This is a genomic window from Micromonospora sp. WMMD1274 (assembly GCF_049179035.1).
Lineage (GTDB): Bacteria > Actinomycetota > Actinomycetes > Mycobacteriales > Micromonosporaceae > Micromonospora > Micromonospora tulbaghiae.
Map to the genome: position 1 here is coordinate 2,877,809 of NZ_JBMHMG010000001.1, position 14,446 is coordinate 2,892,254.

General features: G+C 71.2%; 12 protein-coding genes. 5 read left to right on the forward strand and 7 right to left on the reverse strand.

The window, feature by feature from the left end; genetic code table 11:
- Positions 1 to 370 precede the first annotated feature (370 nt).
- Positions 371 to 2,056 (forward strand): hypothetical protein, encoded by a 1,686-nt coding sequence (locus ACN27D_RS13255; protein WP_421499198.1) that lies wholly within the window; start codon positions 371 to 373, stop codon positions 2,054 to 2,056.
- A 66-nt stretch (positions 2,057 to 2,122) separates the two neighbouring features.
- Here ACN27D_RS13255 and rplI read toward each other — a convergent pair whose 3' ends face one another.
- The 4 genes from rplI to rpsF all read right to left on the reverse strand — a co-directional run bounded on the left by rplI (position 2,123) and on the right by rpsF (position 3,765).
- Positions 2,123 to 2,569: a 50S ribosomal protein L9 gene (rplI, locus tag ACN27D_RS13260; RefSeq protein ID WP_018788496.1), complete on the reverse strand. Its 447-nt coding sequence runs from the start codon at positions 2,567 to 2,569 to the stop codon at positions 2,123 to 2,125.
- Positions 2,570 to 2,583: 14 nt separating this feature from the next.
- Entirely contained in the window at positions 2,584 to 2,823 is a 240-nt protein-coding gene (rpsR, locus tag ACN27D_RS13265) for a 30S ribosomal protein S18 (RefSeq protein WP_013289355.1), read from the reverse strand.
- 41 nt (positions 2,824 to 2,864) lie between these two features.
- A complete protein-coding gene (locus ACN27D_RS13270) occupies positions 2,865 to 3,392 on the reverse strand; it encodes a single-stranded DNA-binding protein (RefSeq protein ID WP_018788497.1) in 528 nt (175 codons plus the stop codon).
- 82 nt (positions 3,393 to 3,474) lie between these two features.
- Positions 3,475 to 3,765, reverse strand: coding sequence for a 30S ribosomal protein S6 (gene rpsF / locus ACN27D_RS13275; protein WP_013289357.1), 291 nt, complete (start codon positions 3,763 to 3,765; stop codon positions 3,475 to 3,477).
- Between the two features lie 634 nt (positions 3,766 to 4,399).
- Here rpsF and ACN27D_RS13280 point away from each other — a divergent pair.
- Positions 4,400 to 5,182 (forward strand): deoxyribonuclease IV, encoded by a 783-nt coding sequence (locus ACN27D_RS13280; protein ID WP_120572540.1) that lies wholly within the window; start codon positions 4,400 to 4,402, stop codon positions 5,180 to 5,182.
- Positions 5,179 to 7,305 (forward strand): hypothetical protein, encoded by a 2,127-nt coding sequence (locus tag ACN27D_RS13285; protein ID WP_421499199.1) that lies wholly within the window; start codon positions 5,179 to 5,181, stop codon positions 7,303 to 7,305. Before ACN27D_RS13280 ends, ACN27D_RS13285 begins: the two co-directional genes overlap by 4 nt.
- Positions 7,306 to 7,326: 21 nt before the next feature.
- Here ACN27D_RS13285 and ACN27D_RS13290 read toward each other — a convergent pair whose 3' ends face one another.
- The 3 genes from ACN27D_RS13290 to ACN27D_RS13300 form a co-directional block, all read right to left on the reverse strand.
- Positions 7,327 to 8,883: a glycosyltransferase family 87 protein gene (locus ACN27D_RS13290; RefSeq protein ID WP_421499200.1), complete on the reverse strand. Its 1,557-nt coding sequence runs from the start codon at positions 8,881 to 8,883 to the stop codon at positions 7,327 to 7,329.
- Positions 8,884 to 9,003: 120 nt separating this feature from the next.
- Entirely contained in the window at positions 9,004 to 11,826 is a 2,823-nt protein-coding gene (locus ACN27D_RS13295) for a transglycosylase domain-containing protein (RefSeq protein WP_421499201.1), read from the reverse strand.
- 194 nt (positions 11,827 to 12,020) lie between these two features.
- Positions 12,021 to 12,467, reverse strand: a complete 447-nt coding sequence (locus ACN27D_RS13300) for a DUF5318 domain-containing protein (protein ID WP_013289362.1) — start codon at positions 12,465 to 12,467, stop codon at positions 12,021 to 12,023.
- Between the two features lie 174 nt (positions 12,468 to 12,641).
- On the opposite strand from ACN27D_RS13300, the gene ACN27D_RS13305 reads away from it, so the two are divergent.
- Together ACN27D_RS13305 and ACN27D_RS13310 are read left to right on the forward strand one after the other, a co-directional pair.
- Positions 12,642 to 13,280, forward strand: coding sequence for a PadR family transcriptional regulator (locus ACN27D_RS13305; protein ID WP_120572535.1), 639 nt, complete (start codon positions 12,642 to 12,644; stop codon positions 13,278 to 13,280).
- Positions 13,281 to 13,303: 23 nt separating this feature from the next.
- Positions 13,304 to 14,383 (forward strand): inositol-3-phosphate synthase, encoded by a 1,080-nt coding sequence (locus ACN27D_RS13310; RefSeq protein WP_013289364.1) that lies wholly within the window; start codon positions 13,304 to 13,306, stop codon positions 14,381 to 14,383.
- Positions 14,384 to 14,446 lie beyond the last annotated feature (63 nt).

A 14,446-nucleotide genomic window follows, 5' to 3' on the forward strand; every position in this document is an offset into this window, starting at 1 on the left:
AGTCCAGCTGTATCGCCGGGGTATGACAACTCTCCGCCGACCCTCCGGTCGATCGGGGGTCATCGCCCGGCGGTCGGTGGACCACGATACGGAACCCGAGGTCAACCGCTCAACAAGGCCGGTGGATGAGCCTCGGGACAACCTGTGGACGCCTGGGGACAGGCATGTGCGCAGGGTGTGCACAGGGGTGTGGAAAAGTGATGGGGAATTCCGGGCTTATCGCCTCTGACCTGGGCTTTTCCTATCCCCACCCTGTGGACGGAAGATTTCCGGCCGAGCTTTGTCGTCGTTCGTCCCGTACTATCGCTGCGAACGGCGACACCTGGGACAGCGGGTTTACTTTCGGGTTGAGAGAGGTCACGCTCCGGCCGTGAGACACCGGGACTGGGGACGCGGGGAGGACAGCCCGCGCGAGCGACGGCCGAGCGGTTCCTGGGATGAGCCCGCCGGGCCGCGCCGGGTCGACTCGTACGCGCCGGAGGGCTACCGCACGGCGAGCCGGCGGCGCGCGATCGAGCGTGGCCAGGACGAGCCGGTCGAGACGTACCTTCCCCGTTGGGCTCTGGAGTCCGGGGTGAGTCGCGCGGACGGTGGCGGGCGGCATGCCGCGCCGGACGACGAGGTGGAGACGCCGTCCTCCGGCGGTGGTCGGCGGGTGGACGCCGGGCCGCGTCGCGATCTGCGCGCGATCGGTGCGGGTCCGTTGTCGGATCACACCGCCGAGTGGACGATGGACGCCCCGCAGGAGCGGGGGTACGTGGGCAACCGGCGGGCGGACGAGGGCGACGAGCCGGTGTCGGGGGCGGCGCCCCGGAGTCGTCCGCGTCGGGCGGCGACGCGTCGGCCGCAGGTGACCTGGTCCGGGCTGCCGGAGTCGGCGGGTTCGAGCGAGGGGCCGGCGGGATCGGAGGGTGAACGGCCGGCGGGCCGGCGTCGCCGGTCGGCGTCGGGTTCCTCCTGGCCGCCGCCGGCGGGGTCGGATTCCGGCTGGGCGCGGCCGGCGGCCCCGGACGGCGCGTGGTCCCGCTCGGGGACGGATGCCGACTGGCCGACGCCGGATGCGGGCCGGTCGGCGGCGATGGCCGCGGAGCCGGAGCCGAGCTGGGGACAGACGGCGGCGAGGGCGGCGGAGTCGGAGTCGGCCTGGTCGCGGGCGGAGCCGGAGTCGGCGCGGCCGCAACCGGCGGCGGATCCGTGGCAGCGCCGCCGGAGCGTCGAGCGTGAGCCGGTGCAGCCGCCCGCTGTCGATCCGTGGGACGCGTCCGGGGTGCACGCCTGGGACCGGCCGGTGCCCGCGAGCCGCTGGGAGCGGGCGGAGAACCGGTGGGACCGTACGGAGCACACGGGTGAGTGGGACCGGTTCACCGACACCGGTTTCCTGGAGCCGGTGCGGGACGCGGGCAACCGGTACGCGCCGGCCGATCCGTGGGACCGGTCGGCGCCGCCGGTGCGGGAGGGCTGGGCGTCGCCGGAGCGGGCCGAGGCGTTCTGGTCGGGTACCCGGCTCTCCGGTGACGATCCCCGGTGGATGGAGACGCCGTCGACGGCGCCCCGCTCGCCTGCGGTGGCGTACTCGGCGCCGCGCCCGCGTACCGTGCCTCGCCGTGGCCCGGTGGAGCCGGCGCCTTCGACGTTGCGGCGCCGGGTGGAGACGATCGGCGGCGGTTCGTGGGGCCGGCGGCTGGAGGACGACCTGCTGGATCCGGACCCGGGTGGTCCGTTGCGGCCGTTGGTCTACACGGCGGCCTGCTATCTGGTTCCGGCGGTGCTGCTGGTGATCGGTCTGCTGTTCCTGAGCGGTCAGCCTCCGGCGGGGTGCGTCACGGACATCACCGGCGGTGGGTGTGACTCGCCGCGTGCGCATGCGCTGGAGTCGCTGGTGTCGGCGGCGCCGCGGTTCGGGTTGGCGATGGTGAGCAGCCTGGTGGTGGCGGTGCTGCTGCGACAGGTCGGGACGACGTGGCGGTCGGCGACAGTGGCGCTGGCGGCCGCGGTGGTGGGTGGCGGCCTGTCCACGGTGGTGATCAGCGCGGTGACGGGCAAGCCGCTCGGTTGAGCGGTGAGGATAGGGAAAGGCCCGCACCGGCGACCGGTGCGGGCCTTTCGCGTCGTGCTTCGGGTGTCAGCCCTTGACCACGTTCAGGTCGAACTTGGCGGTCACCTCGGGGTGCAGCCGGATGCTGACCGGGTAGGAGCCGAGCGCCTTGATGTGGCCGGGCAGCTCCAGCCGGCGGCGGTCCAGGGTCGGGCCGCCGGCGGCCTTGACGGCGTCGACGATCTCGGCCGGGGTGACCGAGCCGAAGAGCCGCCCGCCGTCGCCGGCGCGGGCCTTCAGGTTGACCTTCAGGCCCTCGACCTGGGTCTTGACCTCGGTGGCGTGGCCCAGGTCGCGGATCTCGCGGGCCGAGCGGGCCCGCTTGATGACCGTGACCTGCTTCTCCGCGCCCTTGGTCCAGGCGATCGCGAAGCCCTGCGGCAGCAGGTAGTTACGGCCGAAGCCGTCCTTCACCTCGACGATGTCGCCCGGAGAGCCGAGGCCGGACACCTCCTGAGTCAGGATGATCTTCATGTCCGTGCCTCCTCTCAGCGGGTCGTGGCCGTGTACGGCAGGAGCGCCATCTCGCGGGCGTTCTTGACCGCACGGGCGATCTGCCGCTGCTGCTGCGAGGTCACGCCGGTCACCCGTCGAGCGCGGATCTTGCCGCGGTCGGAGATGAACTTGCGCAGCAGCGCGGTGTCCTTGTAATCGATGTAGGTGATCCCGTCCTTGTCGAGCGGGTTCACCTTCTTCTTCGGCTTGCGAAGTGCCGCAGCCTTAGCCATTGCTCGTGCTCCTGGTTTGCGATCGCGGGCGCTCGGCGCCATTAGAACGGAGGCTCCTCGTCGAAGTTTCCGCCCGAACCACCGCGGGAGGGGGCGGGGGCAGCAGATGCCCAGGGGTCGTCGAAGTTGCCTCCGCCGCCGCCCTGGCCGCCACCACCACCGAAGCCGCCGCCACCGCCACCGGAGCGGGACATCTTCTGCACCTTCGCCGTGGCGTAGCGCAGCGACGGGCCGATCTCGTCGACCTCCAGCTCGATGACGGTGCGCTTCTCACCCTCACGGGTCTCGTACGACCGCTGGCGCAGTCGGCCGGACACGATCACGCGAGCGCCGCGCTGCAGCGACTCGGCGACGTTCTCGGCGGCCTGGCGCCAGACCGTGCACGAGAGGAACAGCGGCTCGCCGTCCTTCCACTCGCCGGAGGCCTTGTCCATGAAGCGGGGCGTCGAAGCGACCCGGAACTTGGCGACCGCCGCGCCGGAGGGGGTGAATCGCAACTCGGGATCATCGGTCAGGTTGCCGATGACCGTGATGGTGGTGTCTCCTGCCATGACCATCTCCTCGCGCACTCATCTTTGTGCCGTTCAGGCTCTCAGAGCCGTACGACAGCGTGGATGAGGCTTGTGATCCGGACGTGCCGGGTCTGGATGCTCAGCGCATCTCCGGTCGGATGACCTTGGTGCGCAGCACCGACTCGTTGAGTCGGAGCTGACGGTCCAGCTCGCCAACGGCCTCCGGCGTCGCCTGGAGGTCGATGACGGCGTAGATGCCCTCGGCCTTCTTGTTGATCTCGTACGCGAGGCGCCGGCGGCCCCACACGTCGGTCTTCTCCACCGAGCCACCCGCGGTCCGGATCACGTTCAGGTACGTGTCGAGCGACGGGGCGACGGTGCGCTCCTCGAGGCTGGGGTCGAGGATCACCATGACTTCGTAGTGACGCAAGACGTGCTCACCTCCTGTGGGCTAAGCGGCCACGGTCCTTCCGTGGCAGGAGGTCGTGCGTCGCTGCCCGCGCCGGTGCCGGGGGAACCCGGTCGGACACGCGGACAACCGGACCAGGATAGCCGGTCCGGACGATCATGGCCGGGCCGGTGGCCCCGGTGTCCCGGGTGCGGCGACAGGGGCCCACCTCCGGCGAGCCGGCAGGTGGACCCCTGTCCACGGGACCGCGGGGCGTCCCGTCCGCATTCCTTGGGTGGGACCTGGGGAGGAACGACCACACCGATGAGGTTGGATCGAAGACGCCCCGCGGAGCTTTATCGTGTTGTCACCTGGTCTGACCATACAATGGCTCTCGTCACCACTTGGGGTAAATGGAGGAATTGGTCCTACTGCTGGCCTCCCGTACCGGGATGACGAGCGGATCCCGCCCCGTCGTGCCGGGCCGCACGGCGGGGCGTCCCGTTTCCGGGGGTCCACCCTCGCCCGTCCGTGCTGTGGACCACGTTCGGGCGGAGCGTCGACCATCGATCCCACCCCGGACAACGACCGCCGGGCCGGGTGGTGACGCGTTCGACCCGCCGGGTGCCTCCCGCGAGCGCGCCGACCGTCGCAGGCGCGACGTAGGCTGCCCTGCATGCGAATCGGAGCCCACGTCGATCCGACCGACCCGCTGGCCGAGGCGGCCGCCCGGCAGGCCGAGGCGGTCCAGTTCTTCCTGGCCGACCCGCAGGGCTGGAAGGCCCCGAAGCCGCGCGAGGACGCCGAGCGCCTGCGTTCCGCCGACGTCGACCTCTACGTGCACGCGCCGTACGTGATCAACGTGGCCACGCTCAACAACCGGATCCGCATTCCCAGCCGTAAGCTGCTGCTCGCCCACGCCACCGCCGCGGCGGACGTCGGAGCCAAGGGGCTGATCGTGCACGGCGGCCACGTCAACGCCGGCCACGACGTCGCCGTCGGCTTCGACAACTGGCGCAAGACCTTCGCGTACGCGGCGGACTCGGGCGGCTTCCCACTGCCGGTGCTGATCGAGAACACCGCCGGCGGCGACAACGCCTGCGCCCGGCACCTCGACTCACTGGCCCGGCTCTGGGACGCGCTCGGCGACCACGAGGTCGGCTTCTGCCTGGACACCTGCCACGCGTACGCGGGTGGCGAGGAACTGCTGGGCCTGGTCGACCGGGTGAAGGCGATCACCGGCCGGATCGACCTGATCCACGCCAACAACTCCAAGGGCGCGTTCAACTCCGGCCAGGACCGGCACGACAACCTGACCGGCGGCACCATCGACCCGGAGCTGCTGGTGGCGGTGATCCGCGCGGCGGGCGCGCCGGTGATCGTGGAGACCCCCGGTGGCGTCGAGGGCCAGGCCGCCGACATCGCGTTCCTGCGCGGGCAGCTGGGCGCGGCGGCGTGACGACCGAGCAGTCCGGCACGACCGGCCGCCGGTCCGGCGCCGAGCCCCGGCCGGACGGGACGGGCGCGCGGAACCGGCCGGACGAGACGGCCGAGGCGATCCCGACCGGCGAGGGCGGGACCGCCGAGGGTGGATCCGGCGTGGACGCCACTGCCGGCAAGGCGGGCACCGGGCCCGGTGCCGGCACCGCGGACGAGGCCGCCGCCGAGGAGAAGGCCGAGGCCCGGGACGATGCCGCCGCCGACAAGGGCGGCGCCCACGACGGGCCGGCGAACGGCGGCGACGCCGGAGACGCCGCCGGCACGAAGGCCGAGGGCGGGGACAGGAGCGCAACGGGTACGGCCGACGAGAAGCCCGCCGACCCCTGGTCCGCGTTCGGGCCCGCGCCGGAGCCGGTGCTCGGCCGGGCCCGCCGGGCCGTCCGCGCGGTCGGCCGGTTCCTGGTGCACGAGTGGACGCTCGCCGCCGTCGCCGCGCTGGCGCTGGCCGCGGCGATGACCTGGCCCACGTTGCGCTATCCGCGGCACACGCTGCCGCAGGACTACTGGGATCCGAGCCTGCAGGCGTGGCAGATGGCGTGGTCCGGGCACATCCTGCGGACCGACCCGGCGATGCTGTGGCACGCGAACACGTTCTATCCGGAGAACTGGAGCTTCGCGTTCTCCGACACGCTCCTCGGGTACGCCCCGGCCGGCCTGATCGGGGTCGGCCCGGAGCACGCCGTCCTGCGCTACAACATCATGTTCGTGCTGGCGCACGCGCTCGCCGCGTTCGGCGCGTACGTGCTGGCCCGGCAGCTCGGCGCGGGCCGCATCGGCGGCGCGGTGGCCGGGGCGAGCTTCGCCTACGCGCCGTGGCTGCTGGCCCAGGCGGGGCACCTGCACATCCTCTCCAACGGCGGCATCCCGCTGGCGCTGGCCATGCTGGCCCGGGGGCACGGCTGGTCGCTGCGGTACGGCTACCGGCCGCGCCGCCGGCACGCGGGCTGGGCGTTCGCCGGGTGGCTGGTGGCCGCATGGCAGCTCAGCCTGGGGTTCGGCATCGGGCTGCCGTTCGCGTACATGCTGGCCGGGACCGGCGTGGTCTCGGTGGTGCTGTGGTTCGTGCGGCGGCGCCGGGTGAAGCGTCCGTTCGGGCGGCGGCTGTTCCTTGCCGACCTGTTCGGCGGGCTCGCGTTCGCCGCGGTGGGCGCGGCGCTGGCGGTGCCGTACTTCAAGGTCGCCGAGCTGCACCCGAACGCGGAGCGGACGCTCGGTGACATCGGGCTCTACTCGCCGCCGGCGAGCGGGTTCTTCACCGCGCCGGCCGAGTCCCGGGTCTGGGGCGGGCTGCACGAGGGCGCCCGCGCCGTGCTGCCCTGGCATCCGGAGATGACGCTGCTGCCGGGCTTCGCGCTCTACGCGCTCGCCGCCGGTGGCCTGTTCTTCTCGGTCTGGCGGGTCCGGCACCGGATCTTCCTGCTGGCCGGGGTGCTCGTGACGATGGCGCTGGCGATGGGCACCCGGTTCTTCGGCGGCCGGTTCACCTACGTGCCGTTGTTCGACTACCTGCCGGGCTGGAGCGGGCTGCGCACGCCGGGCCGGATGATGCTCTGGACCACGCTGCTGCTGGGCCTGCTCGCGGCCGGCGCGGTCACCGCGCTCTGCATGCGCGTACGCGAGCTGGCCGCCGAACGGGTGCCGCCGTGGCCGGGCCCGTGGCTGCGCCTGGCCACGCTGCTGCCGTTGGCGCTGGTGCTCGTGGAAGGGCTGAATGCCACGCCGCAGCCGGTGGTGCCGCGGCAGCCGGCGGCGATGCGGACCGTCGACGGCCCGATGCTGGTGCTGCCGAGCAGCCAGAACCTGGACCAGCCGGTGATGCTCTGGTCCACCGACCGGTTCCAGCCGATGGTCAACGGCGGCAGCGGTTTCACGCCGCGTTCGCAGGCTCAGATCCGCGAGGCGACAGTGAGTTTCCCGGACTACGCGAGCGTCGACTACCTGCGGCAGATCGGCGTGAAGAACGTGGTCGTGTTGCGCGACGAACTGGAGGGCACCCCGTGGGAGGGGATGCTCGACCGGCCGGTCGACACGCCGGGAGTGACCCGGGAGCAGGTCGGCGAGGCGGTCGTGTTCCGGCTGTAGACCGGAACACGACCGTCTCGGTCACACCGGAACGGGTTCGGCGGGCCGTTCGGCGGCGCGCGCCCGCCAGCGTTGATGCCAGGGCGCGTCGGGCGCGCCGTCGAGCACTCCGCCGTCCGGGTCGTCGGCGTAGGTGTGCCGGACGACGTCCAGTTCGGGCCGCACGATGTCCCGGATGACGAACCCGCAGAGGACCGCCACGGTGATCAGGCGCAGGCTCGACGCCAGCACGAAGACGCCCTCGGGGAAGACCGGCCGGGACATGGCCGTGCCGAGCAGTTCGCCGTAGAACGCGGCGAAGTAGCAGACCTCGGCGACCTGCCAGGCCAGGAACGCGCCCCAGCGCGGCCGGGCGAGCACCGCGAGCGGCAGCAGCCAGAGCACGAACTGCTGGGACCACACCTTGCTGAAGATGAGGAACGCGGCGACCACCAGGAAGGCGAGCTGGGCCAGCCGGGGGCGGCGTGGCGCGAGCAGCGCCAGCCCGGCCACGCCGAGGCACGCCAGGCCGAAGAGGAGGTACGACAGCCAGTTGAGGGTGGGAATGTTCGCGTTGAGCCACTCGAACGGCCCGAGTTCGCCGGGCGAGGACGGGCTGATCCGGCCGTCCAGGTAGCGGCCGATGTACCAGAGCGTCCCCCAGTCGATGGGGCGTGTGGTGTTCAGGTCGAAGAAGCGTTCCCAGTTCTCCCGGTAGGGGATCGCGACAGGCAGGTTCACGGCCACGAGCGTCACCACCGCGGTCGCCGTGGCGACGAGCCCGGCCAGCAGTTTGCCGGCGCGCAGCGCGAGGACCAGGATCGGGCCGAGGAGGAACAGCGGCCACATCTTGGCCGCCCCGCCGAGTCCGATGAGGACGCCGGCGAGTCCGGGCAGCAGCAGCGCGTACCGGTCGGGGCGGGCGCGCGCCCAGGCCAGCAGGCCGAACGCGGCCAGGCCGATGGCGAGCAGGTCCCAGTTGACGGTGGCGGTGAGCACGAGCGCCGGGGAGAGCGCGAACAACGCGGCGTCCCAGGGTCGTCGTCGGCGCAGGCTGAGGATCACCGCGACGGTGGCGACCGCGAGCGCGCCGAGTACCAGCGCGTTCAGGTTGTAGAACCACTGGCCCTGGTTGATGGCGGGGTTGTCGGTGCCGAGGGCGTGCACCGGCAGGCCGAGCGCCCCCATGAAGTAGCCGGTCAGCACCGGGTATTCCACGGGGTGGTCGGCGTAGGGCACCTTGCCCTCGTTGAGCCCTTCGGCGTAGTAGAGCGCGAGCACGTCGGTGTAGCACATCCGGGTGTACTGGATGTTGTTCTGCCAGGCGCCGTCCTGGCAGGGCGATTTCTGCACCCAGTGCAGGGCCAGCGTGAGGCACACCAGCGCCAAGACGATCCGGCCGGCGGTCCAGAAGCGGCTCTCCCGCTCGGCGGGCCGGTCCAGTGCGGCGGCGTGGTCGCCGAGCGGCCCGCCGATCAGACCGGAGGCGCCCCGGACGAACCAGTCGGAGCGGGACGGGTGGTCCACCGTCTCTGCGGATCGTGGCGCCGCCTCGGACGCGCCGGGCTCATCGATGCCTGCGGGCGACTGGGTGCTCATGGAGAGGCATCCTGCCGTACACCGGGGGTCGCCGTCCCGTCGCGCGCGGAGAAATTCCGGTACGCGAAACGCGGCGGCGGCCGGACCCGAGGTCCGGCCGCCGCCGTCAGGTGGTACGCGTCAGTTCTGTCGTGTCGGTGGTGTGCTCGGTAGCAGCCCACCGCCGCCACCGCCCCCACCGGGGCGTCCGCCGCCTCCGGGGAGCCCGCCCCCGCCGGGCGTTCCACCCTGGTCACCGCCGCCGGGGGTGCCGCCGCCGGGCGTGCCGCCGGGGCAGAACAGACCCAGCGGGTCGCAGTTCGGGCCGCCCGGCTGGCCGGGCTCGTTCGTCGGCGGCGGGGCCTCGCCGTTGCCGGTGTCGTCCTCGCCGACGTTTGCCGCGGGCGGGAACTCTTCCTTGTCCTTGCCCTTGAGCGCGTCGTTCATGAAGCGCTGAAAGATGTCACCCGGCATCCGGGCACCGCTGATGTCCCGGCCGTCCTTGTACTTGATCGCCTTGCGGTCCTTGACGTTGCCGACCCAGACCGCGGTGGCGAGCTGTGGCGTGTAGCCGATCATCCAGGCGTCGCCGTTACGGGTGGTCTTGTCACCGAGTTCCCAGGTGCCGGTCTTCTCGGCGACCTGCCGGCCCTCCTCCAGGCGCTTGTTGATCTGGCCCGGGTACTGCTTCAGCACGGACGTCACGTCGGCGACGATGTCCTTGTCGATCCGCTGCTGCCCCTTGAGCTTCTCCCCGCCGACCGTGTCCCACTTGCCGGTGTCCGGGTTCTGCTTCTGCACCAGCTTCACGAAGTGCGCCTTGTGGTAGACGCCCTGGTTGGCGAACGTGGCGACGCCGTTGGCGTGGTCGAGCACCGTGATCGGGTACTGGCCGTAGCCGAGGACGTGGAAGAACGGCGACGGAGCCAGGTCCTTCGGGTCGGCCTTGGTCAGGTCGTGCGCCTTGGCCGGGTTGGTGTCGGTCTGCCACATGGTGGTGACGCCGGCCTGCTTGGCCATGTCGAGCACCTTGTCCGGGCCGATCTTCTCGGTGATGTAGTAGAACGGCACGTTCAGCGACTTCAGCGTCGACAGTTCGAGCGTGCAGGAGTCGCCGCAGGAGACCTTGTCCGCGCCGGCGTTGCTGACCTTGAACTTGGTGCCCTTCGGTGTGAACGCCGTGCCCTTCCACCGGGACTTGAGCGAGATGCCTTCCTTGAGCGCCGCGGCGAGCGTGTAGATCTTGAAGCTCGAACCCGGCGAGTGACCGCCGCTCACCACGCCGTTGTCGACGTTCTTCCCGGCGTAGTCGGTGCCGGTGCCGTTGTCGCCGCCGTAGTAGGCGAGCACCCGGCCGGTTTTCGGGTCGATGGCCACCACCGCGGCCATCAGGTTCGGCGGCTGTCCGGCGAGTTCGGAGCCCTTCTTGGCCCGCTGGGCCGCGTCGAGCGCCGCCTCCTGCATCTTCTGGTTGATGGTGGTGGTGATCTTGTAGCCACCCCGGCTCAGCGCCTTCGAGCACAGCGGCTTCTTCTCGGTCGCCTCGGCCTCGTTGTCGGTGCAGAGCTTCATCTCGCGCAGTTCCTGCGAGACGTAGTTGACGATGTTGCCGTACGGGGTGTCGATGCCGAAGCCGCCGCCGCTGTTCTTCGACGGCTTCGCGATGTTCTTCGGGTACTCGGTGGGATGCTGCGGCGTGTTCGGCGCGTCCAGCCACTTCTCCGTGATCATGCCGTTGATCACGTAGTTCCACCGGTCCAGCGCGGCCGTCGGGTTGATCGCCGGGTCGTAACCCTGGTGGGTGCCGCTCGGCTCCGGCTGCTTGATCAGCGCGGCGAGCACCGCGGCCTCGGCCACTGTGAGGCTCTTGACGTCCTTACCGAAGTAGGTCCGCGCCGCCGCCTGGATGCCGTACGCGCCGCGGCCGAAGTAGATGACGTTCAGGTAGTGCTGCATGATCGCGCGCTTGTCGTACTTGTCGTTCAGCTTGGAGGCGAGGATCGCCTCCTTCACCTTGCGGCCGTACGTGTCCTGGTTCAGGTTCTCGAACGCGTTGCGCGCGTACTGCTGGGTGATGGTCGAGGCGCCCTGCTTGTCGCCGCCGGTGAGGTTGTTCCACGCGGCCCGGGCGATGCCCTTGTAGTCCACACCGGAGTGCTTGTAGAAGTTCCGGTCCTCCGCCGCGGCGACCGCGTGCTGGACGTGCTCCGGGATCTGGTCGATGGTGACCAGCTGGCGGTTCTGGTCGCCGATCCGGGCGATGGCGGTCTTGCCGGTCGAGTCGTAGATGGTGGTGGACAGCGGCGGGATGGTGTCCTCCGGGAGCACCACCTTGGTGGAGTACCAGGTGAAACTCACCACGCCGATGCCGGCGAGCATGATGAACACGGCGAAGCCGGCGATCAGCATGTTGATCCGGCGGCGCTTCTTCGCCCGCGCCGGGTCCTCGCCGCGGCCACGCCGGCCGGGTCCGGCCGGACCGCCGGGACCACCGGGACCACCGCCGGAGGCGCCGGGCACCCGGGCGCGGCCACCGACCGCCGCCGCGCCGACGCTCGCGCGTGCGCCCACGCTCGCACGCCCACCGACGCCGGCCGCGCCGACGCTCGCCGCGCCCACCGAGGCGCGCCCGGCCGGAGCGGCCGGGGAGACCGGCACCGACGCCCGCCCGGCGCCCGCGCGTCCGGAGACGCCGGGCGCCGGCGACACCGGCACCGAGGCGCGGCCCGCGCCGGCCCGGCCGACCGAGGCCGAGCCTGCCGCCCCGCGCGGCACCGGTGCGGCGCCGCCGACCGAGGCCCGGCCGCCCGCGCCGTACGGTGTCGCGGAGGCGCGCGCCGAGGCGCCGCCCTCAGCCGCGCCGGACCAACCGTTCCCGCCCCGGCTCCCTTCGGAACCGGGGTCGCCGTTCGGGCCCGGGATCTGGGCCCGCCCACGCGAAGAACTGGGATCGCCGTAGTTCATTCCTCACACCCTGCCGGTCGCGGTGGGGCGCGGGGGCGCCGCCACCGGGTTGCCGTGAGCTGGAACACGGGACGTTACCCGCCGGCCGTGCCAGCGATCGCCCGTCAAATCCGATCTATTCGGACCAATTACGCGTAAGGGCTGTCGATCCTGCCGCCCGGGGAATGGGCCGGCAGCGATCGGGACAGCCGCGTTCACCGTTGCGCCTCTCGCCTTCGCCGAGGGGTGGAGCCGTTGGCCGCGACCGACTCGTCCGCGTCCTCCGCCTCGCCCGCGAGGCCGTCCCGGCCGAGCAGGAACTGCTCGACGAGATGGTTCCAGTCGCAGCCGGGGCAGACCTCCACCACGAACACCTGGAACTCACGCAGCGTCATGGCCAGGACGGGCAACTCGGCCCGGGTACGCGCCTGGCCGGCCGACTGCTTGAGTTCGTCACCGTAAATGTAGTGGACGTGGATCAGGTTCTCGCTGCGGCAGATCGGGCAGCGGTGGTCGGTCGGCTCGCCGTGGAAACGAGCAGCGTTCTTCAGGTACGGCGAGGCGTCGCAGACGTCGTACGTGCCGATCCGCCCGGCGAGCAGTTCACGCAGCACAGCCCGCTTCTGAAGCGAGTAGTCGACGACCTGGCGCTGCGTACGCATGCGGCAAAGGGTACGCGCTCCGGCGAACCCAGGCGACCATGGTCACGATGCGTGAGGAACGCGTCGCGTAAGCAGGGGTTTGCCCCACCCTCACCTCTCCGCTAACGTGCGATGTATCGGTCCGATACATCGCGGTGGTTAGTGCTCCGCGCAGGGGGAAAGAGGGGATGGCCCGTGCTCGAGCTTGCCATCCTCGGCCTCCTGCAGGAGGCACCGATGCACGGCTACGAGCTGCGCAAGGAGCTGACCGCCAAGCTCGGTGCCATCCGGGCGGCGATCAGCTACGGCTCGCTCTACCCGACGCTGCGTCGGCTGCAGGCGGCGGGATGGATCGCCGAAGCCGCCGAGACACCCGCGACCGCCGAGGAGGTACCCGCGCTGACCAGCCGACGCGGTCGGGTGGTCTACACCATTACCGCGGAGGGCAAGGAACGCTTCGCCCAGCTCATAGCGCAGGCTGGACCCGAGACGTACGACGACACGGGCTTCGGCGTGCACTTCGCGTTCTTCGCCCGGACCGACCAGGCCACCCGGCTCCGGATCCTGGAAGGTCGTCGCCGCAAGATCGAGGAACGTCGCGAAGGTCTTCGTGACGTGCTCGGCCGGGCAGCCGAGCGCCTCGACGCGTACACCCTGGAACTGCAACGCCACGGGCTCGACGCCTGTGAGCGCGAGGTCCGCTGGCTGGAGGAGCTCATCGCCAACGAGCGCTCCGGCCGGGCCCCGGCCGACCCGCGACCCGGGACGGCCGGTGGCCGAGGAGACAACGACAGCCCGCCCACGCCTGGAACGTCCAGGACAGAGCGGCCGTGATGAAGAAGAAGGAGGCAGACGCTATGGGCTCCGTCCGCGTCGCCATCGTCGGTGTGGGTAACTGCGCCTCGTCCCTCGTACAGGGCGTGGAGTACTACCGGAACGCCGACCCGAACGACCGCGTCCCGGGTCTCATGCACGTCACCTTCGGCGACTACCACGTCTCGGACGTGAAGTTCGTCGCGGCGTTCGACGTGGACGCCAAGAAGGTGGGCATGGACCTCGCGGAGGCGATCGTCGCCAGCGAGAACAACACGATCAAGCTGTGCGACGTGCCGCCGACCGGCGTCACCGTGCAGCGCGGCCCGACCTTCGACGGTCTCGGCCAGTACTACCGCGAGATCGTCGAGGAGTCGGACGCCAAGCCGGTCGACGTGGCGCAGGCGCTGCGCGACGCGCAGGTCGACGTGGTCGTCTCCTACCTCCCGGTGGGCTCCGAGGAGGCCGACAAGTTCTACGCCCAGGCCGCGATCGACGCCGGCTGCGCGTTCGTGAACGCCCTGCCGGTCTTCATCGCCTCCGACCCGGAGTGGGCGAAGAAGTTCACCGACGCCGGCCTGCCGATCGTCGGCGACGACATCAAGAGCCAGGTCGGTGCCACCATCGTGCACCGCGCCCTGGCGAAGCTCTTCGAGGACCGCGGGGTCGAGCTGCTGCGCACGTACCAGCTCAACTTCGGCGGCAACATGGACTTCATGAACATGCTGGAGCGCAACCGCCTGGTCTCGAAGAAGATCTCGAAGACCCAGTCGGTGACCTCCCAGATCCCGCACGAGATGAGCAAGAGCGACGTGCACATCGGCCCGTCCGACCACGTGCCGTGGCTGGACGACCGCAAGTGGGCGTACATCCGCCTGGAGGGCCGCTCCTTCGGTGACACCCCGCTCAACGCGGAGCTGAAGCTCGAGGTGTGGGACTCGCCGAACTCGGCCGGTGTCATCATCGACGCCGTCCGCGCCGCGAAGATCGCGCTGGACCGGAAGATCGGTGGCCCGATCCTCTCCGCCTCCTCGTACTTCATGAAGTCCCCGCCGGAGCAGTACGCCGACCACGACGCGCACGCCGCCGTCGAGGCGTTCATCGCCGGCGAGATCGAGCGCTGACACGCAGCACGAGCACGAGGAAGAAGGCCGGGTCCGCGCGGACCCGGCCTTCTTTCTTCGCGT

What these genes read in the sequence shown, in the direction of transcription:
- rplI (WP_018788496.1), bottom strand. Translation starts at nt 2,569, where the DNA reads ATGAAGATCATCCTGACTCAGGAGGTGTCCGGCCTCGGCTCTCCGGGC.
- rpsR (WP_013289355.1), bottom strand. Translation starts at nt 2,823, where the DNA reads ATGGCTAAGGCTGCGGCACTTCGCAAGCCGAAGAAGAAGGTGAACCCG.
- ACN27D_RS13280 (WP_120572540.1), top strand. Translation starts at nt 4,400, where the DNA reads ATGCGAATCGGAGCCCACGTCGATCCGACCGACCCGCTGGCCGAGGCG.
- ACN27D_RS13290 (WP_421499200.1), bottom strand. Translation starts at nt 8,883, where the DNA reads ATGAGCACCCAGTCGCCCGCAGGCATCGATGAGCCCGGCGCGTCCGAG.
- ACN27D_RS13295 (WP_421499201.1), bottom strand. Translation starts at nt 11,826, where the DNA reads ATGAACTACGGCGATCCCAGTTCTTCGCGTGGGCGGGCCCAGATCCCG.
- ACN27D_RS13300 (WP_013289362.1), bottom strand. Translation starts at nt 12,467, where the DNA reads ATGCGTACGCAGCGCCAGGTCGTCGACTACTCGCTTCAGAAGCGGGCT.
- ACN27D_RS13310 (WP_013289364.1), top strand. Translation starts at nt 13,304, where the DNA reads ATGGGCTCCGTCCGCGTCGCCATCGTCGGTGTGGGTAACTGCGCCTCG.